Origin of the sequence: Pseudomonas sp. CFSAN084952 (assembly GCF_009648855.1) — a bacterium.
GTDB classification, from domain to species: domain Bacteria; phylum Pseudomonadota; class Gammaproteobacteria; order Pseudomonadales; family Pseudomonadaceae; genus Aquipseudomonas; species Aquipseudomonas paracarnis.
The window spans coordinates 2,221,172-2,241,041 of sequence record NZ_CP045767.1; the positions used below are offsets into that span (position 1 = coordinate 2,221,172).

17 protein-coding genes are annotated in these 19,870 nt (G+C 56.1%); 10 read left to right on the forward strand and 7 right to left on the reverse strand.

What is annotated here, in order from left to right; genetic code table 11:
• Positions 1-24: 24 nt before the first annotated feature.
• The 6 genes from paaK to paaF form a co-directional block, all read right to left on the reverse strand.
• Positions 25-1,350, reverse strand: coding sequence for a phenylacetate--CoA ligase PaaK (gene paaK / locus GH769_RS10085; RefSeq protein WP_153649709.1), 1,326 nt, complete (start codon positions 1,348-1,350; stop codon positions 25-27).
• Between the two features lie 99 nt (positions 1,351-1,449).
• A complete protein-coding gene (gene pcaF, locus GH769_RS10090; RefSeq protein ID WP_153649710.1) occupies positions 1,450-2,661 on the reverse strand; it encodes a 3-oxoadipyl-CoA thiolase in 1,212 nt (403 codons plus the stop codon).
• Complete coding sequence (gene paaI / locus GH769_RS10095) at positions 2,654-3,103, reverse strand: hydroxyphenylacetyl-CoA thioesterase PaaI (protein ID WP_039011420.1); 450 nt, start codon at positions 3,101-3,103, stop codon at positions 2,654-2,656. Before paaI ends, pcaF begins: the two co-directional genes overlap by 8 nt.
• A complete protein-coding gene (gene paaH / locus GH769_RS10100; protein ID WP_153649711.1) occupies positions 3,090-4,613 on the reverse strand; it encodes a 3-hydroxyacyl-CoA dehydrogenase PaaH in 1,524 nt (507 codons plus the stop codon). Before paaH ends, paaI begins: the two co-directional genes overlap by 14 nt.
• 3 nt (positions 4,614-4,616) lie before the next feature.
• The gene (paaG, locus tag GH769_RS10105; protein WP_153649971.1) at positions 4,617-5,408 is read right to left on the reverse strand and encodes a 2-(1,2-epoxy-1,2-dihydrophenyl)acetyl-CoA isomerase PaaG; all 792 of its coding nucleotides are present in this window, start codon (positions 5,406-5,408) and stop codon (positions 4,617-4,619) included.
• A 39-nt stretch (positions 5,409-5,447) separates the two neighbouring features.
• The gene (paaF, locus tag GH769_RS10110; RefSeq protein WP_153649712.1) at positions 5,448-6,221 is read right to left on the reverse strand and encodes a 2,3-dehydroadipyl-CoA hydratase PaaF; all 774 of its coding nucleotides are present in this window, start codon (positions 6,219-6,221) and stop codon (positions 5,448-5,450) included.
• Between the two features lie 358 nt (positions 6,222-6,579).
• On the opposite strand from paaF, the gene paaY reads away from it, so the two are divergent.
• Both paaY and paaX read left to right on the forward strand, forming a co-directional pair.
• Positions 6,580-7,176, forward strand: a complete 597-nt coding sequence (gene paaY, locus GH769_RS10115) for a phenylacetic acid degradation protein PaaY (protein WP_153649713.1) — start codon at positions 6,580-6,582, stop codon at positions 7,174-7,176.
• 64 nt (positions 7,177-7,240) lie between these two features.
• On the forward strand, positions 7,241-8,164 hold the full coding sequence (gene paaX, locus GH769_RS10120) for a phenylacetic acid degradation operon negative regulatory protein PaaX (protein WP_153649714.1): 924 nt from the start codon (positions 7,241-7,243) through the stop codon (positions 8,162-8,164).
• Between the two features lie 359 nt (positions 8,165-8,523).
• On the opposite strand, the gene GH769_RS10125 is transcribed toward paaX, so the two are convergent.
• A complete protein-coding gene (locus GH769_RS10125; RefSeq protein ID WP_153649715.1) occupies positions 8,524-8,811 on the reverse strand; it encodes a cytochrome c5 family protein in 288 nt (95 codons plus the stop codon).
• Positions 8,812-9,277: 466 nt separating this feature from the next.
• Here GH769_RS10125 and GH769_RS10130 point away from each other — a divergent pair, with 466 nt between their 5' ends.
• From GH769_RS10130 to GH769_RS10165, 8 genes are all read left to right on the forward strand, one after another.
• A complete protein-coding gene (locus GH769_RS10130) occupies positions 9,278-10,996 on the forward strand; it encodes an ABC transporter ATP-binding protein (RefSeq protein ID WP_153649716.1) in 1,719 nt (572 codons plus the stop codon).
• 73 nt (positions 10,997-11,069) lie between these two features.
• On the forward strand, positions 11,070-12,374 hold the full coding sequence (locus GH769_RS10135; protein ID WP_153649717.1) for an FAD-dependent monooxygenase: 1,305 nt from the start codon (positions 11,070-11,072) through the stop codon (positions 12,372-12,374).
• A gap of 36 nt (positions 12,375-12,410) precedes the next feature.
• Complete coding sequence (locus GH769_RS10140) at positions 12,411-13,298, forward strand: LysR family transcriptional regulator (protein WP_153649718.1); 888 nt, start codon at positions 12,411-12,413, stop codon at positions 13,296-13,298.
• Between the two features lie 442 nt (positions 13,299-13,740).
• Positions 13,741-14,859: a class II histone deacetylase gene (locus tag GH769_RS10145; protein ID WP_153649719.1), complete on the forward strand. Its 1,119-nt coding sequence runs from the start codon at positions 13,741-13,743 to the stop codon at positions 14,857-14,859.
• A gap of 369 nt (positions 14,860-15,228) precedes the next feature.
• Positions 15,229-15,834, forward strand: a complete 606-nt coding sequence (locus GH769_RS10150; RefSeq protein WP_178128922.1) for an OmpW family protein — start codon at positions 15,229-15,231, stop codon at positions 15,832-15,834.
• A gap of 154 nt (positions 15,835-15,988) precedes the next feature.
• Positions 15,989-16,147, forward strand: a complete 159-nt coding sequence (locus GH769_RS10155) for a DUF2798 domain-containing protein (RefSeq protein WP_372242390.1) — start codon at positions 15,989-15,991, stop codon at positions 16,145-16,147.
• Positions 16,148-16,366: 219 nt separating this feature from the next.
• Positions 16,367-17,842: a benzaldehyde dehydrogenase gene (locus GH769_RS10160; RefSeq protein ID WP_153649722.1), complete on the forward strand. Its 1,476-nt coding sequence runs from the start codon at positions 16,367-16,369 to the stop codon at positions 17,840-17,842.
• A gap of 19 nt (positions 17,843-17,861) precedes the next feature.
• The gene (locus GH769_RS10165; protein WP_153649723.1) at positions 17,862-19,790 is read left to right on the forward strand and encodes a sigma-54-dependent Fis family transcriptional regulator; all 1,929 of its coding nucleotides are present in this window, start codon (positions 17,862-17,864) and stop codon (positions 19,788-19,790) included.
• The last annotated feature ends 80 nt before the right edge of the window (positions 19,791-19,870 follow it).

A 19,870-nucleotide genomic window follows, 5' to 3' on the forward strand; every position in this document is an offset into this window, starting at 1 on the left:
GCGGGGCTCAAAAGGGTGCAGCAGTCATGCTTTGGGACGTTTGTCCAAGACGTGGCAGGCTTTGCCTTCGGAGCGTTTGATCGAGTGGAACGGCTGCAGGACGATTCGTGAGCTGATGCCGATGAAGGTCTTGATGTGCCGGCTCAACTCGGCGCACACAGCTTTCTGCTGGTCGTCGCCCAAGTGCTGGTGTTCGGCCTTGAGCTCCACGTGCACATCGACGCTGTCCAGGTTGCCATTGCGATACAGATGTATCTCGTAGCATTCGGATAGCTGTTTTATTTTAAGTACCTGCTCTTCGATCTGTGTCGGAAACACGTTGACCCCGCGAATGATCAGCATGTCATCGCTGCGCCCGGTGATCTTGTCGATCCGTCGCATTGGTCGCGCGGTGCCTGGCAGCAAGCGCGTCAGGTCTCGGGTACGGTAGCGGATCATCGGCAAGGCTTCTTTGCTCAGTGAGGTGAACACCAGTTCGCCCATCTGACCATCTGGCAGTACTAAGCCTGTGATCGGGTCGATGATTTCCGGGTAGAAGTGATCTTCCCAAATCGTCGGACCGTCTTTTGTTTCGGCGCACTCCATGGCGACGCCCGGCCCCATAATTTCCGAGAGGCCGTAGATGTCGAGGGCGGTGATGCCCAGACGGTTTTCAATCGCGCTACGCAGTTTGCCAGTCCACGGCTCGGCGCCGAAAATGCCTAGGCGCAGGGCTAGTTTGTGCGGGTCAATGCCTTGGCGCTCAATTTCATCGGCGATGTTGAGCATGTAGGACGGCGTGACCATGATGATGTCAGGCTGGAAATCCTTGATCAGTTGCACTTGTTTTTCGGTCTGGCCACCGGACATCGGAATTACTGTGCAACCCAGGCGTTCAGCGCCGTAGTGCGCGCCCAAGCCACCGGTGAATAGGCCATAGCCATAGGAAATATGCACTTTGTCGCCGCGGCGCCCCCCGGCCGCACGGATTGAGCGCGCGACGACGTTGGCCCAGGTATCGATGTCGTTCTGTGTGTACCCCACGACGGTCGGTTTGCCGGTAGTGCCGCTTGACGCGTGCAGGCGCACCACGTCCTGCATCGGCACCGCGAACATGCCGTAGGGGTAGTTGTCGCGCAGGTCAGTCTTAGTGGTGAACGGAAACTTCGCCAGGTCGTCCAGCGTTTTGATGTCGTCGGGGTGGACGCCCAGCGCGTCGAAGCGCTGGCGGTACAGCGGCACGTTGTTGTAGGCGTGGTTCAGGCTCCAGCGCAGACGCTCCAGTTGATGCTGGCGCAGTTCGTCTATGCTGGCGGTTTCCAGCGGGTCGAGCACGGGATCAAGCACGGCTTTGGCGATTGGCATGTTCATAACTTCACTCGAATTATTGTTGTGTTCGCGCCCTGTTGCGCCAGGGCTTTGAGTGCATGCCCCGAGGATACTCCTGGGCCCCTCGGGCGTTGCGATTCTTCAGACGGACAGGCGCTCGATGATCAGCGCGATGCCCTGGCCAACACCGATGCACATGGTGCACAAGGCATAGCGTCCCTGACGTTCTTCCAGTTCGTGAAGGGCTGTGGTGACCAACCGTGCGCCGCTCATGCCCAATGGATGACCCAGAGCGATTGCGCCACCGTTGGGATTTACCCTTGGATCGGCATCGCTCAGGCCGAGCTCGCGCAGCACCGCCAGGCCCTGTGCGGCGAAAGCTTCGTTGAGTTCGATCACGTCCATATCGGGGAGGCTCAGGTTGGCCAGTTCCAGTACCTTGCGAGTGGCTGGCACCGGGCCGATGCCCATGATGCGTGGTTCGACGCCGGCAGTGGCCATGGCGACGACCCGGCCCCGCGCCTTGAGGCCGTGGCGTTTGGCGACCTGCGGGCTGGCCAGCAGCAACGCGCAAGCACCGTCATTGACGCCGGATGCATTGCCGGCGGTGATGCTGCCACCCTCACGAAAAGGGGTGCCGAGTTTCTGCAACTGCTCCAGCGTGGTATCGCCGCGTGGGTGTTCGTCATGTTCGACGACTTTGTCCGGGCCCCTGCGCTGAGGGATTTGTACCGCGACGATTTCCTTGGCAAAACGGCCGCTTGCCTGGGCGGCGCCGGCCCGTTGCTGGCTACGCAGCGCGAAGGCGTCCTGATCGGCGCGGGAGATATTGAATTGCTCGGCGACGTTCTCGGCAGTTTCCGGCATGGAGTCGACGCCGTAGGTTTTTTTCATAAGTGGATTGATGAAGCGCCAGCCAATGGTGGTGTCGTAGACCTGTGCCTCACGGGAAAACGCCTGTTCGGCCTTGCCCATCACCAGCGGCGCGCGCGACATCGATTCGACGCCGCCCACCAGCATCAAGCCGGCTTCGCCGCTGCGAATCGCCCGGGCGGCGGTGCCGACCGCGTCCAGGCCGGAGCCACACAAGCGGTTCAGGGTGGTGCCGGGCACGCTGATCGGTAAACCGGCCAACAACGCCGACATGCGCGCGACGTTGCGGTTGTCTTCGCCGGCCTGGTTGGCACAGCCGTAGATCACATCATCCACGACGCTCCAATCCACCTGCGGGTGGCGGCGCAGCAGCTCGCGCAACGGCACCGCGCCGAGGTCATCGGCGCGCACGCTGCTCAAGGCTCCGGCGTAGCGGCCGATGGGGGTCCGCACTGCATCGATGATCAAGGCGTCATTCATTCGGGGTCTCCTGCGCCAGCACTGCGCCGCGCACTTTGTAGGACTTGCCATGGAACAGGGCGATCAGCTGGCCCAGTTGGTTTTCAACGCGTACGTCGTAATTGCCGGTGCGACCGGAGCGGCTTTGCTCGGTGCATTGGGCGGTCAAGGTGTCACCCAGGCGTGCCGGGGCGATGTAATCGATGCTGCAACCGATGGCCACCGTCGCTTCGTTGTAGCTGTTGCATGCGAATGCGAAGGCCGAGTCGGCGAGGGCGAACAGGTAGCCCCCGTGGCAGGTGCCGTGCCCCTGGATCATGTCGGCGCGCACGCTCATGCCCACGCTGGCGCAGCCCGGCGCCACGGAGAGCAGGCGCATGCCCATCGCCTGGCTGGCGGTGTCGCGCTTGAACATCGCTTGCGCACAGGCGATGGCCAGGTTCATGGCTTCATGATGGGTCATGTAATGTCCTCCCTTCGGCGACGCGGCGGCGCAGCAGCAGCGACGGTCGATAGCGCTCTTCGCCGTAGCTGGCTTGCAGGTTTTCCAGGACCTTGAGAATGTGCGTCAGGCCGATACTGTCCGCCCAGGCCAGGGGGCCTTGCGGGTAATTGACCCCGGCGCGCATCGCCAGGTCGATGTCGGCGGCCGAGGCCACGCCTTGCAGCAGCGCATCGGCGGCTTCATTGGCCAGCATGGCCACGGTGCGCAACACCAGGAGCGCCGGGCTATCGCTGAGCCGGCTGACGATAAACCCGGCTCGTTGCAGCAGGGCAACACCGTCTGCGAGAGCGGCAGGTTCGATATCGGCGGCGCAACCAATGGCCAGGCGGCTGGCCTTGGCGTAGTCCCCGGCCAGATCCACCAGGATGAGATTGCGCAGGCCTTCCTCCCTGGCGCGCTGGCACGCCATGCGCCCATCGCTCAGGGCCAGGACTGCATCGCCCACCCGCAGCAGGCCCGCGCCGTCGCGCTGGATGACCTCGACCCCTTGCTCACGCAAACGCGGGATCAGCCCGTTGGCGATGCCCAAGTCGCCTTCAACCACACAAGAAGTGACGGTGCGTTCGCTGTCGAGCGATGTCGGTCGCGGCCGCTGCGCACCTTCGGCGTAGCAATAGAATCCCTGGCCGCTTTTGCGGCCCAGGCGTCCGGCGTCCACCAATTCTTTCTGGATCAACGACGGCAGGAAGCGCGCGTCGCCGTAATAGGCGTCGAATACCGAACAGGTCACGGCATAGTTGACGTCATGACCGATCAGGTCGGTCAGTTCGAACGCGCCCATGGCAAAACCACCGGCTTCACGCAGCAGGGCATCCAGGGTCGGGCAATCCGCCGCGAGCTCCTGCACCAGGCGCAGGCTTTCGGCGTAGAACGGCCGGGCCACGCGGTTAACGATGAACCCCGGCGTTGACCGGGTGTGCACCGGTTCTTTACCCCAGGCTCGGGCGGTGTCGTACAGACAGGCCGCCAGAGCCGGATCGCTGGCCAGGCCCGAGACGATTTCCACCAGCGCCATGACCGGCGCCGGGTTGAAGAAATGCAGCCCGAGCAGGCGTTGTGGATGGCGCAGTTGCGCGGCGATGCTCGTAATCGACAGCGACGAGGTGTTGCTGGCCAGGATGCACTGGTCATCGCAGATGTCTTCCAACTGACGGAACAGGTCGCGTTTGACCTCGAGATTTTCGACGATGGCTTCGATGATCAGTGCGCAATCGGCGAGGGCTTCGATGGTTTGCGCGGCGTGCAGACGCGCAACGGTCGCGTTGCGAGATTCGGCGGACAGCTTGCCGTTCTCGACGCGTTTGCCCAATTGTCGGTCGATGCCTTCGATGGCCTGGACGGCGGCGCCCGGACGATTATCCAGCAACAGCACCGAGTGACCGGCCTGTGCTGCGACCTGGGCAATGCCGGCGCCCATGGCCCCGGCGCCGATCACGGCGATGCGTGCGTTGGTATCCAGAGCGGTCATGACTCAGCGCCCCTTGAAGCTTGGACTGCGTTTTTCCATGAAGGCGCTGACCCCTTCACGGTAATCCTCGCTGCGCCCGGCCAGGCGTTGCAGGTTCTTTTCCAGTTCCAGTTGTTCGTCGAAAGTGTTGTTCAGGCTGGCGTTGAGGCTACGTTTGATCAGTGCCAGGCCGTAGGTCGGTTGGCTGGCCAGGTGGCGGGCGAGGGTCAGGGCTTCCTCGCGCAGTGCGGTATCGTCGACGACGCGGTAGATCAAGCCCCATTGCTCGGCCTGCTCGGCCGTCAGGCGGTTGCCGAGTAGAGCCAGGGCCTTGGCGCGAGCCATGCCCACCAGGCGCGGCAAGGTCCAGGTGCCACCGGAATCGGGGATCAAGCCAATCTTGCAGAAGGCCTGAATGAAGCTAGCCGAGCGTGCCGCCAGGACCAGATCGCAGGCCAGGGGGATATTGGCGCCCGCACCGGCCGCCACGCCGTTGACTGCACAGATCACCGGCAGCGGCAGGTCGCGCAGTTGACGAATCAGCGGGTTGTAGAACTTCTCGATGGACTCGCCCAGGTCCGGCACGGCGCTGTCGGGTGCGACGTTGCGATCGCTGAGGTCCTGCCCGGCGCAGAAACCGCGACCTTCACCGGTCAGCAACAGCACGCGTACGTCCGGGTTCTGCCGCACCTGCTTCAGCGCTTCTTTCATTTCGCCATGCATCTGCGTGTTGAAGCTGTTGAGCTGGTCCGGGCGATTGAGGCTGAGCAGGGCGACGCCGGCCTCGATGGAAAACAGGATGTGTTCGAAGTTCATGGTCTTGGCGTTCTCTAAGAGGTCGTTCAAATTCGGTGGTCACTGGCCGCTGAAGGCCGGCGTGCGTTTTTCCTGGAACGCCGCGATGCCTTCGTCGCGGTCGCGGGTACCGGCCAGCACGGTGAAAGCGTGGCGTTCGAAGCGCAGGCCGCTGGCCAGGTCGGTGTCCATTGCCTTGAGCAGCGCCTCCTTGGCCAGGCGCACCGCCAGCGGTGCTTTTTGGGCGATGCTGCGGGCGATCTGCAGGGCGCGCTCGACTGTAAATTCCGGTTGCGTCACTTCGCTGATCAGCCCGGCCCGCTGGGCCTGGCGGGCGTCGATCGGTTCGCCGGTCAGGACCATCTGCATGGCCATGGATTTGCCGACCGCGCGCAGCAGGCGTTGGGTGCCACCGGCGCCGGGCATGATTCCCAGGTTGATTTCCGGTTGGCCGAAACGAGCGTCTTCGCCGGCAATGATGATGTCGGCGTGCATCGCCAGTTCGCAGCCACCGCCGAGGGCGAAGCCGTTGACGGCGGCGATCAGCGGTTTGTTGAACCGGGTGATGGCTTGCCAGGACGCCTGGCGCGGGTCATCGAGAATGCCCACCAGGTTGCGCTCGGCCATTTCTTTGATGTCGGCCCCGGCGGCGAAGGCCTTGCGGCTGCCGGTCAGGACCACGACGCGGGTGTCGGGGTCGGCCTGGGCGGCGTTCAGTTCATCGGCCAGTTCACCGAGTAACTCGGTGTTCAGCGCATTCAACGCTTGTGGACGTTGCAGGGTGATCAGGCGAACGCCCGGTTCGATGAAATCGACAGCAAGGGTTAGAGGCATGGCGGATGCCCTCACGGTGCACGCTCGGCTGTGGTGCCGGCTCATTGTTGGATCGGCTCGATAGGCCGGTTTTGCCGGAGTATAGCTACAATGCGATACGCAAATGCAAACAAAAAGTTGATTTAATGTGTCTTATTGGCTCGACTGGTGTTTCCAGTGGGCGTGTGGGGTGCGCTGTAAATGGCGAGATTAGGTCCTATTTTGTTGATTTATCGCCTGGTTTTTTTGATGGGGCTGGGTAGGCCGATACGGGATTTACAAGTGATACCTTTTTTCTTCTTTGTTCTATTAAAAGTGATGTGATACAAGATGATCCTGTATCGGCATCGCTTTGTGAGTGCCCTAGAAGGAAACGCCCATGACCTGCTACAGCCTCGATGGCCTGACCCCTGTGGTCGATTCGACCGCTTACGTTCACCCTTCGGCCGTCTTGATCGGTGATGTAATCGTCGGACCTCATTGCTACGTCGGACCGTTGGCCAGCCTGCGCGGGGACTTCGGTCGGATTGTCCTGGAGGAGGGCGCCAATGTGCAGGACACCTGTGTGATGCACGGTTTCCCGGACAGCGACACCGTGGTCGAGCGCAACGGTCACATTGGCCACGGCGCGGTGCTGCACGGCTGCCGGATCGGCGCCGACGCCCTGGTGGGAATGAATGCCGTGGTGATGGACAACGCGCACATCGGTGCACGCTGTTTTGTCTCGGCGGCCGCCTTCGTCAAGGCAGGATTCGCAGGCCCCGAGCAGGTTCTGATCATGGGTGCGCCGGCCAGCGTCAAGCGCGCCCTCAGCGACGAGGAGGTGTCGTGGAAACAGGCCGGCACCCGTGAGTATCAGCAACTGGCCAAGCGTTGTCTGGAACAGATGCAGGTCTGCGAACCGTTGAGCGAGCCAGAACCTGATCGCCCACGTATCCGCGATAGCGGCTTGCGGCCAAAAGGCAGCGGCCTGTGAACAGCGCTCCCACAGGGGAATGCGCATTCGGTATATTCCTATTCTTTTTCAGCTCGGTACGTACATGTCGTCCCTGACACCTTTGAACCATCTAATTACCCGTTTTCAGGAGCAGACCCCGATCCGCGCCAGTTCCTTGATCATTACGTTGTATGGGGATGCCATCGAACCCCATGGCGGAACAGTCTGGCTGGGCAGCTTGATCCAATTGCTCGAGCCCATCGGCATTAACGAACGGCTGATCCGCACCTCGATTTTCCGCCTGACCAAAGAAAGCTGGCTGACCGGCGAGAAAGTCGGGCGTCGCAGCTATTACAGCCTGACCGGTACCGGCCGCCGGCGCTTCGAAAAGGCGTTCAAGCGCGTTTACAATTCTACGGTGCCGGCGTGGGACGGTTCGTGGTGCCTGGTGATGCTTACGCAGCTGACCCCAGACAAGCGCAAGCAAGTACGCGAAGAACTGGAGTGGCAGGGCTTTGGTGCGATATCGCCGACGGTGCTGGCCTGTCCGCGCAGCGACCGGACCGATGTCAACGCGACGCTACTGGACCTCGGTACTCAGGAGGAAACCATCGTCTTCGAAACCACCGCCCAGGACGTGATGGCTTCAAAGGCCTTGCGTTTACAGGTGCGCGAGAGCTGGAACATCGAGGAGCTGGCGACCCATTACAGCGAGTTCATCCAGTTGTTTCGACCGCTCTGGCAGGCGCTTCGCGAGCAGGAAAACCTGCAGCCGTCCGAGTGTTTCCTGGCACGTGTACTGCTTATTCACGAGTACCGCAAACTGTTGCTGCGCGACCCGCAATTACCGGACGAGTTGTTGCCCGGCGATTGGGAGGGACGGGCCGCCCGGCAGTTGTGTCGCAATATTTATCGGCTGATATATATCAAGGCCGAGGAATGGTTGAACAGCGCACTAGAGACTGCCGATGGTCCGTTACCGGATGTGGGCGAAAGCTTTTATCGGCGTTTTGGCGGGCTTAAATAATCCACTTGCTTTCGAGGGAGAAATCACAGCTTCGGTATGGCGCTAGCCATAATCTTGTATGGGAGAGTGAATCCGCTCGCCACCATGCCCCCATGCGCGTCGTTCAATTCCGCGAGGTATTGTCATGGCGCGCAAGAACCAAAGCGTCTTGAGATGATAAATCACAATTGTTCTGGCATGGATATGGGTGGTAGCGGGCACCTGGTCGCTGCAGACTCAGAAAACTGCGATGAGCCGATTTTACGTCATCGATGTTCGTGCTGCACTTGTCATCAATCGCATCCGCCTGCACCACCCTGCCGACAGGGCTGGCCTCAGAAATGTGAAGGGTCGTTTTAGTGCCGTAAAGCTTGGCTAAATTACTTCGACATCCAATCAATAACCGCTCGGTAGTCTTCGGCGCTGCAGTCCATGCAGAGGCCGCGCGGAGGCATTGCCCCGAACCCCCCCGTTGCGTGCGCCACTAGTACGTCCATCCCTTTATCCAAGCGAGGTTGCCAAGCGGATGGATCGCCTTTCTTAGGGGCGGCCGGGAGTTGGCCGCTGTGGCACATCACACAGCTACGGTTGAATACGGCTTCGGGCTCTTGAGCCGCCTCAGCGCAAGCAAAGAAAACCAAGCAAGCGGAAACTATGATTTTTTTCAAAATTCACCCTATGAATTGTATTAAGGCTCTACCGTGACGGTCGAAACTTCAGGCATGTGTTCAGTTCCTGAACACATGTGCTCTCCATAACTCAGTCAGGCGGCAGGATCAGGCATCTCAGTGTCTGATTCTGCGGGGTAATGATCCTCGTTGAATCATCCCGCGCGGACCGCATGCATTTATTGTGGTTGAAGTAGTGCTCTAAGCATGGGGCGTGCCAACAGCGCGGTTTGAGCTTGTTGAGGTTGGCGCCGTTAATCATCGGGATGCCAACTGGCGTTAGGCGAGGGGGGGGGCTAAGGAGCATAGTAAGCGTGTGTGCACCCCGATCGATTTCCAGGTTGGTTCAGAAATTGCACGCAACGTAATGGGCGCCGGACATTAAAGGCGCAGACGTACATGCGAAGTTCGCGCGGGGATTTACCATGATAAAAACAAAAATCTTTGTGCCATGCGGAGCTGTTCGATGCAGCGGCTGATTTCTCGGCTGATCGACAGTCAACATCCAGAGTCGCTGCTGGCTGCGTTGCGTTGGCTTTACAGTTTTGTACGCCCGCATCGACTGGCGATCGCCGGGCTGCTCGGCTTGTCAATTTCTGCCTCGCTTTTGGTGTTGCTGCAACCATGGCTAACGAAACTGCTGATCGATGATGGTTTGCTGGCACGTGACTTTCCGAAGCTGTTAACAATCGCAAGCCTGATGATAGTCGCAGGCCTGTTGGGAACAGCTCTTTCTGGAATAAATCGTTACCTGCACACGCGCTTGTCGGGACGGATTTTGTTTTCGCTACGTGACGACCTTTATCGACACCTGCAGACCTTGTCTGCGAGTTTTTATGCTCAGCGACGCATCGGTGATTTGATGTCACGGCTAGATGGTGATGTCGCGGAAATTCAGCGCTTCGCCGTGGATTCATTATTTTCGGCTGTATCGAGCGTGGTCGGCTTGCTCTGTGCAGTAGCGATGTTGGTCACGCTATCGTGGAAGCTTTCATTGTTGGTCCTGGTGTTGATTCCTCTCGACATACTGTGGTTGCGCTGGATGCGTCGCAAGGTCGAGCGCGATGTACGCCGGTTGCGTGAGTGTTCAGCGGACGTGTCGTCGTTCATGGTCGAGACGTTGCCAGTAATGAAATTCATTCAGTCAGCCGGTCAGCAAAAAAGGGAATCCCATCGATTGGAAGCACTGGGGCAGGGCTATATGAACCAGTTGCTGAAGCTGCAGATTACGGAGTTTTTTACTCAGGCTGTGCCTGGAACATTGACGTCTTTGGCGCGTGCCTGCGCTTTTCTCTTGGGAGGCTACTGGGTTGTTCAAGGAACGTGGCAACTCGGCTCGCTGATCGCGTTTTCCACCTACCTGGGGATGGCAGTAGGGCCAGTTCAGAGCCTGTTAGGTCTTTATGTTGCAATACAAAGGATGACGGTCAGTCTCGGGCGGGTCATGGAGCTACGCGGTGAGGAGCCTACTATCGTCAGCCCTGTATTACCCAAGCCCATGCCCGCCCAAAGTGATTTGCGTTTCGACGACGTTCACTTCACCCATCCCGGGCGCCTCAGCACGTTGCGCGGTGTCGATGCACGGATTCCTTATGGCTTGAAAGTTGCGCTGAGCGGCGGCTCCGGCGTTGGTAAATCGACATTGATAGACCTTCTTCAGCGGCATCTCGATCCACAGGCTGGGCGGGTGCTGCTGGGAGAAGTCGATGTGCGAGAGCTGGACCTATTTGAGCTACGGCGACGGATTGCTGTGGTCAGTCAAGATATCGTCTTGTTTCGTGGCAGTCTCGCCGACAACCTGGCCTACGCCATGCCGGACGCTAATCGGGAAGCCATAACCGCAGTGGCTCAACTCGCGCAGCTCGAGAGTTTGATCGCGTCCCTCCCCGAGGGGCTCGATAGCCCTTTGGGTGAGCGGGGTCAACAGTTGTCTGGCGGACAAAAACAACGCATCGCAATCGCTCGGGCACTGCTCCAGGATCCGATGATTTTGGTCATGGACGAAGCCACGTCTGCGGTAGATGAAGCCACCGAGCGTGAAGTCATCGAAGCCATCGACCGATTGTTTTCCGGGCGCACGCGAATCTTGATCAGTCATCGCCCTTCAACGCTGGCCAACGCAGATCTACATTTTGAGCTGCTCGACGGCGTGTTGAAGCCCAAATCGGTCCAATACGAAATCTGATCTGAGGATCGGCATGATGCTTCAAGCAGTTTCCTTGTATCCGTTCATTTGCTCGGGGCGAGAGGCCTTATAGATGACTGGGATCAGAATACTCATACTCGGTGCTGGGCCTGCCGGAGCAGCGGTGGCTCTGGGGTTACGGCGGTTAGGTTATCCGGTTTCGGTGGTCAGCGAGTGGCGAAGATTCGCAGCGCTGGAGGGTGTCTCGGTTCGTGTGCTTGAGGCTTTGCATAGTGCGGGATTCCATCATGCCTTGGGGGACGCGACATTGCCTTCACAGCGGCAGGTGGCGTGGAACGGTCAGCATCATGCACAGAACATAGAATATCTATTGGACCGTCCGACATTCGATAAAGGGTTGCGAGAAGACTTGCGCCTGGCGGGGGTGGAGTTGATAGATGGGCGTGTGCTGAGCATAGAGACCTCGACGGATGGGCACAAAGTTGAGGTCGAAGGGCATGGTGCAATGAAAATTGACTTCTTGGTGGAGGCGCGTGGACGTCAGGCGCCATCGCTTGGTAAAGGCGTACGTGGGCCGGAGACGGTAAGCTTGCTGAATCGATGGCAAGGTGCTCCGGGTACCACAGCCAGCGCAATAGAAAGCCTCAAGGACGGTTGGGTATGGATGGCTCGGCGAGCCGATGGCCAGTGTTATTGGCAGTGGACGCTGGATGTCGCTAGTGCCGATCTGCCTGATAAGCGGGATCTACTCCAATATTGCCTTGAGCGACGTCGGGATTCGATGGTTGCGCAAGCATTCTTTGGCCTGGCGAGTGAGATTGATGTGCAAGTGCATGCACGCAGCAGTACAGCAATTTTGAATCCCCAAGTATGCGGCGATCACTGGATACGGGTGGGTGATGCTGCGATGGCGGTCGATCCGCTCTCGGGAAACGGGATATTCCAATCATTGTCCTCAGCGCTGCAAGCGCCGACGGTGATCAATACGTTGCTGTGTAAACCAGAGCGAGCGGCGTTGGCCCAGCGGTTTCACCAGCAGAGAGTAGAGCAGTTGTTCATGCGCTTCGCGAGGATCGGTCGGGATTTCTACCTAGACGAACAGCGATGGCAGGACCAACCTTTCTGGCTTGCTCGCCGACAGTGGCCAGATGCGGAGCCCGCTCACGCCGAAGTGGATTTCGGCTCTCTGAAGATTGAGCGAGCGCCTGTGCTGAAGGGCGGGTTTGTGGTTGAGGCGGAGGTGGTGATCACTAGGGATCAGCCATTGGGCGCCTGGCGCGTGCAGGAGGTAGAGCTGGCGCCGCTTGTGCGACGGTTGCGCTCAGAACCCCACGAGCAGGTGCTTGCCGGCTTGACGGAATCGCAGAGGCGTGGGGTTCGAAGTTGGTTGTTGTCGCAGGGCTACAGGCCCGCCTGATTCAGTGTTTGCGATCATTGGTGGGTGGATTAACTAATGGATACAAAAAAATTACTCCTCGCTATAAAACTTGGCGAAACACTCCACTTTGGAAAAACCGCCGAACTGGAGAATATGGCGCAGTCGGGCTTAAGCGCCAAAATCTCCGCGCTCGAAAGTGAATTGGGATTTCGATTGTTCACGCGAGCCAACCGCAGAGTGGCGTTGACCGAGGCCGGAGAAAAGTTTATCGATAAAGCAAAAATAATTATTAATGATGTACATAATACCGTTTTGGAGTGCAAGGCGATATCCGATAGTCAGCGATCAGTTATTAAAATTGGCTTTTTTGGTGACTCGGCGCCAGAGCACACCCATTCAACATTCTTGCTTTTTAGAAAGATGAATCCGGATATCAAGCTTGTTTTTGTAGAATTGCAAATGACAAACTTGGTCCAGTCGTTGATTGGCGGAATTGTCGATGTGTTACTGATGCGCCTTCCGGTATATGACGACAGATTCGAATATTTTGATTTATTTGATGAGCCCCGGGTTGCTGTTGTGCCAGTAACCCACCCTTTGGCTCAGATGGAAACGCTATGCGTCGCAGACCTGTTTGACAAACCATTTGCAATTCCCGAGTCGGGTGCTCCAGTAGACATGATTGCTTATTGGAGTTTGGCTGATGAGCGTAATGAGCCTAGCCGGATAGCGACAACTGTCCGTTCGGTATCGGAAGTTATCGCCGCCGTTGCTTACAGCGGAGCGTTTAATACTGCTCCGGCTTCGTTCGCCAAGGTGCATAGCCATCCTGGCATTAGATATGTTCCTCTGGAAAACGCTTCGTACAGCACCATGTCACTTGTAACGCTTCAAGGGAATAGACGCCCAGGTATAAGAGCATTATGTGATTGCGCGGTTCAGACAATTCGCAATGCCGGATAATGTCACCTTTAGCATCCGCCGCAACTCAAATCTCGATTTTTGCATTTGTAACGGTCTGGTGTATTCGCCGTTGCATCGCCCACTTAAGGCTACGCATCCATTGATGCTTGAAATGTTGCCCTCACGTTGTGAGGTAGGCTGTGTGCTAAACCTTCCAAACCATCGAGGCGTTGTGGTGAGAAAACGTCCGGGGAAGACAGGCGGTAGATGCGTTTTTTCTTAAATATTATTTGCTGCTTTAGGCTTTAAATATTAATCGCAAAGGGTGATTGATCGATCAGATTCAAAGTCTTGTAACAGGTTTTGATTATTCCCATCATTGCAGCGTCAACCGCCGTTGCTCTGAGTCTCACTCAAGCTTGCATTCTGTAGGCTGTATTGTGGCGGTTGAGTTTCTCCTTACGTTTATTTGCCAATAACAATTAGAAAATGGAGAGTGACCGTGGATAACGATAAGCAGGGTCTGTCGAGAACAGGGTTCGCTTGGGACGAATGGTTTATGTGGCACAATACCGGCCTCACCGGTGGTCTGGCGCCGGCGGGCGGCTGGGTCGAGCCATATGCATCCATTGAAAATCCTGAAACAAAACGACGTATTAAAAACCTTCTTGACCGCAGTCGGCTTACTGAGCGGATGGTGCCGATACGCGCCCGGCAAGCCACCGATAAAGAGCTTTGCTACTTCCATACGCCTGACTACTTGGAGCGGTTCAAGGCACTTTCCGCGGGACCAGGTGGCATGGCTGGCCCTGGTGCGCCAGCCGGTACCGACAGCTTTGAGATCGCAGCGCTTTCGGTCGGAGCACTTCTTGAAACGGTTGACCACGTGGTAAGGGGGGACGTTAAAAATGCCTATGCGCTTTTGCGTCCACCAGGACATCATGCGGTAGCCGACAGTGCGTACGGCCTTTGTATGTTCGGCAACGTAGCAATTGCCGCGCATCATGCCCAACGCGTCCATAAAATGCAGCGGATCGCGATACTGGACTACGACGCGCATCATGGTAACGGCGCGCAAGAAGCCTTCTACTCCGATCCTTCAGTGCTCACCATGTCGATCCACCAACGTAGCTGGTACGGACTCAAGGGGGAGATATCTGAGCGCGGGGAGGGCGCTGGCGATGGAGCGAACATCAACATTCCCCTTCCTGCCGGCTCTGGTGACGGTGCCTACATCGCGAGTCTGGAGCGGGTGATTATCCCTGCGTTACGACGCTTCCAACCCGACCTTATCTTCATCGGAGCCGGATTTGACATCAGCGCTTTTGATCTATTAAGCAGTATGGTTGTCAGCTCGGAAGGGTTCCGCCAGATGGCGCGCATGCTGGTAGATGCTGCGTCCGAGATTTGTGACGGTCGCATCATCTTCGAACAAGAGGGGTGTTCCAACCCCTACACGGCTCCCTTCTCTGTCCTGGTTACAATAGAAGAGGTGACAGGAATCAAAACGGGAATTGAAGATCCTTTCTTCGGACTGATTGAGGCAAGTCCCGATAGGCAGCTCCAGCCGCATCAAGAAGCAGTCATCCAAGAGGTACAGGACGCATTCGGCCTACGATAGACCGATTATAAATGCGCTGTATTTATTGCTACTGGCCGAGTTCTTAGAACTCGGCTGTTCAGCATTGTTTCGATGTTTTTTCAGAACTCAAACACAGCTTTCAAAAGGGCGTCGGTACGATACATCTTGTCGTCGTGGTTTCGTTGCTAATAAAGCTCTGACTTGCCAGTGATCATGTTGCAGGTGATGGATCTATGGAGGCTGGCGAAGAAGGTTATTTAGATGTAACTCTCTGTCATGTGTTTGTGGTAGATAAGACTTTTTTGCACTCAATAATAAACTAACAAAATAAGAGTGATTGAAAAAATGTGCCAGTACTCAATTGTTCGTGTTCGTAGATCCAAAATTCTAGTTGCTTGTGCGGGTTTTATGGCCGTCACAACCGGACCGGTTTTTGCGGAGGACTCGCCTTGGTGGGCACGTGTTGGCCCTGGTTACATTAATTATTATGAAGACGCAACGCTTAAAGCGTTTGGCGCAAAAATTCCAGGTGCAAACGCTGAGACTAACAACAATAAGGCGCTTATTGTTGAGGTTGGGTATCGCGTCACGCCTAATTGGTCGATGGGCTTCACTTTCGGTACGCCCCCAGAGGCTACGCTCAAAGGGACTGGCACTGCAAAAAGCTTTGGCAGCTTTGGCAAGGCGAAGTACGGGCCCTCCCTATTATCTTTGCAATATCAGTTCAATGAGGATAGCGCGTTCCGTCCCTACGTCGGTGCAGGCGTTTCCTACATGTATATCTTCAGTTCCAAGGATGGATCGGTTCAAGGGTTGGATGTAAAAAATGCGTGGGGCTTCCAAATACAGGCGGGTGCTGAGTACTGGATTACGAAAGAATACGGTCTGTTCCTTGATGTGAAAAAATTCGCGCTCAATACAGAAGCAACGGGCACAATGAATGGCGCCCCAGTTAAAGCTGAAATCGACTTGGATCCGCTGGTGCTTCAAACGGGCTTAGTTTTTCGCTTCTGATGGATAGTTAATTAACAAATTTGCTCGCACTGTTAAATCTGGTAGGAATGCTCAATGCCTAAACTATCTTATACTCCACGTCTGTGCTGGAAGCTGCCGGTTCGCTTTAACTCCGTGGTTTTTGCTTTTTATGTCGGGGATTATGGCTTTTCTTATGTGTCTGGTGATCACTGCCGCCAACACCGGGTTCAACGACGGTTATCTGGCGCGCGCACTCAAAGCTTATAAGCTGTCCATGCCCGTAGCGTTTTGTTGCGTGTTGTGCGTAAGGCCGTTAGTAATAAAGTTGGTACGAATGACTGTCAGACAATAGACCTTACCTGGAGGAATGTGGGTGATTATGTCGCCGCCGAGCAAATTTTTTGCGCGGTCAATAGGTGTTCAAATGTGGAACACATTTTTTGGTCGGTGTGCAAATGTTAAACAGATTGTTCGGTTTGTGTTCCTGAAATGGTATTGGCACGCCTTGTGCTGCTACGCAAGGAGTTCCAGACATAGCACTGCCCTAAAAATAATTTAGATAGGTAACGTCATGAATAAAACTTCAAAATTTCTGCCGGAAGAGCTCTGGAGTAACTGTGTTTTCGACGGTGCTTGGATAAACGTTTCTCCTAATGTCAGTCAGGTAGTAGAGCCCGCCACGGGGGCGTCGTTGGGATGCATAGGTATGGCAGACGCCGCGTCGGTTTCAGCTGCTGCTCGTGTGGCTCATGAAGTACAAACGGATTGGTTTCTCACCTCTTATGAAGAGCGTGCTGCAATCATGCGCAAAGCGGCGGAAATCGCAGAATTGCATTTTGGCGATATCGTCGAATGGCTGGTTAAAGAAAGCGGTTCGACTCAGTTAAAAGCTGCATTTGAGACCCGTGTAACGATAAAAGCGTTGCAGGAAAGCGCCATGATGCCTGGAAGAAGCCAGGGTGATGTATTGCCCAATGCACCGGGATCCGGTCGCCTCAGCCTGGCCAGGCGCCGTCCACTTGGGGTTGTCGGAGTCATCTCACCTTTCAATTTTCCGCTTTACCTCGCTATGCGTTCGGTCGCGCCTGCTTTGGCGGTTGGTAACAGTGTCGTCCTGAAGCCGGATCCCCGAACTGCCGTTAGCGGCGGGCTGGTCATTGGTCGCTTATTTGAGCTTGCAGGCCTGCCAAAGGGAGTTCTCCACGTCATGCCTGGTGCAGGCGATGCGGGCGCCGCGTTGGTTGAATCGCCAGACGTGGCAATGATTCAGTTTACCGGGTCGACTGCCGCAGGTCGGAAAGTCGGCGAAGCGGCCGGCCGCAATCTGAAAAAGGTATCGCTGGAACTAGGTGGGAAGAATTCGTTAATAATTCTGGACGATGCGAATCTCGACTTAGCAGTCGCCAATGCTATTTGGGGGACATTCTTGCACCAGGGGCAAATCTGTATGGCCACTGGGCGCATCCTGGTTCAGCGCAGCCTTTACCCTGCCTTCCTGAAAGCGCTGACAGCCAAAGTCGGAAAGCTTTCGGTTGGTAACCCCGCAACAACAAAGGTCTCGCTCGGGCCGCTCATTAACGCGCACCAGCGTGATCAAGTTGCTAAAATCGTCCACGAGGCTCAGCAGGCCGGCGCAAAACTCGAAGTCGGTGGCCGTTACGAAGAGCTTTTCTTCCAGCCTACGGTGCTCAGCGATGTTAAGCCGGATAACCCCGCATTCCGTGAGGAAATTTTTGGACCTGTCGCCGTTGTCGTACCCTTTGACTCTGACGAGGACGCAATACGACTCGCTAACGACACCGAATATGGCTTGGCTGCCGGCATCATCAGTTCGAACATTGGGCGCGCGATGAAAGTCGGTGACAAGCTTCGGACTGGTATGCTTCATATCAATGACCAGACAGTAAATGACGAGGTGGTGAATCCATTCGGCGGCTGGGGCGCGTCTGGAAATGGAACGAGCGTAGGGGGGGCGGCGAACTGGGAAGAGTTCACTCAATGGCAATGGGTGACCATCAAGGATGAGGCTACTCCTTATGCCCTTTAAGGAGCTGGCTGGAACGTAATTGCAAGATCATGAAGAAAAAGCGCCCGTTCTGAACGGGCGCTTTTTTATGCGATGTAATTATATGCGGTCGACCGTTATTGATGATAAAAACATACCAGAATGTCGAAAGGTAATGAGTGGTCAGCACATGAATATAAGAGACATGCATGGCCTTGATGAGGTTCGGCGTCGCTTTCTGGATGGACACTCCTTGCCGACGGATCTGCTGCCTCCAGCCGTGGCCAGTTCTTGGGAGCGGTCCAGGAAAGCAGGGCTTTCACCTTGGGATAAGCGTCTGACAGGACGTTGGCGCGCCCATGAGTTGAGTAGCTCAGATTCGCGTTTAGCCGCTTGCGCTCAACCTGAAATCGACCGGTTGTGGGGAATATTCGGAGGGCAAGAATGGGCACTGTTTTGTGTAAATCTCGAAGGCGTGATCGTCTACGCCAAGCACGCATCTGCGCCCGATGTTGTGGACTCATTGAAAGTGGGAAAGCGTGTCAATGAAGTAGACATAGGGACTACCGCGCCCAGTTGCACACTTCATGAGCAGCAGCCGTTTATCGTCTGCGGAGGCATGCATTATTTAAAAGAGTTTGAAAATTTTTTCTGCGTATCCGTACCCGTTTTTGGAGTGCGTGGAGAGCTGGTGGGTGCGATCGACATAACCGGCATTGGCCAACGGAATGCGACTGCGGTTTTAGAGCAACTCAAAATCGCGGCTATGGCCATCGAAAGTAGGTTGTACTCGGGGTTGGTAGATTGCCAGATTGTAGCACTTCAGTTTGATGCAAGATTGATTGGAACACCTTTTCAAGGTTTGGTCGCTTTCGATCAGAATGGGAAATTCTGTGCGGCCAATAAAGTTGCAAAGAAAATATTGGGTATTGATGCTTCTGCTTTAGTTGAATCCTCATTGGATTGGGATAGCTTTTTTGAGCGTGGACCTCAGTCTATAGTCGTACACTCACCAAGTTTGATAGCGTTGAACGACGGCTCTTCGGTTTACGCTCAGTCATTATCGTTGCCAGGTTGTTCCCAGCCTGCTCTTCGTGGGCGTCATGCTACCCATGGAATCGGGCACGACCCTGCGCTCAATCAGCAATTCAACATGGCTTCGAGGGCCTTCGCAGCGAGTATTCCGATCATCCTGCAAGGTGAAACGGGAACAGGGAAAGAAATTTTCGCCAAGGCACTACACGACTCGGTGAATCCCGGGGCTCCGTTCATAGCCATTAACTGTTCCGCGATACCTGAAAATCTGATTGAGGCGGAGTTGTTCGGCTATGTTGAGGGAACATTTACGGGGGCGCGTCGAGGGGGCACAAAGGGTCGTATCGAAGAGGCGAATGGCGGGACCCTGTTGCTTGATGAAATTGGGGATATGCCGTTCAATCTTCAGACCCGGCTGCTTCGCGTACTGCAGGAGAGGGAGGTCACCCGTCTCGGTAGTTCTGAGCGTCGTCCGGTGGACGTAAGGGTCATTAGCGCCACCCACTGCGATATTAATAAACTCATTCAGGAGCAGCGTTTCAGAGAGGATCTTTTCTATCGCCTCAATGGTATGCAAGTTCATATTCCGGCGCTCCGTCAGCGGCAGGATATCGACAATATCATTGCCAAATTGACTCAACGCTACCAAGGAGGCGCAATGCATCCTGCGGCATTGGATCTCCTGAAAAATCAAGAATGGCGCGGGAATATCAGGCAGCTGGAGCAAGCTATTCGACTGGCGGTGGCGTTGGCTGGGGAAGGGCTCGCGATTCTCCCTGAACACTTTCCAGGTTTGGAGCAGCCGGAAGGTAAACGAGATGAGAAGTCGTTAAAAGAATTTGAAAGGAAGAAGGTTCAAGACGCGCTGGATGCTAATCGCGGAAATGTGAAAGCGACTGCGCAGCAGCTAGGTGTTGCTCGTGGCACTATTTATCGTAAGCTCAGGATGGAATAGTGTGTTGGTCGCTCAGGATTAAGGGGTTATTCTTGGCCCCCTTCCTGAGTGTGATAGTTATTTGATCACGTTGGACCATA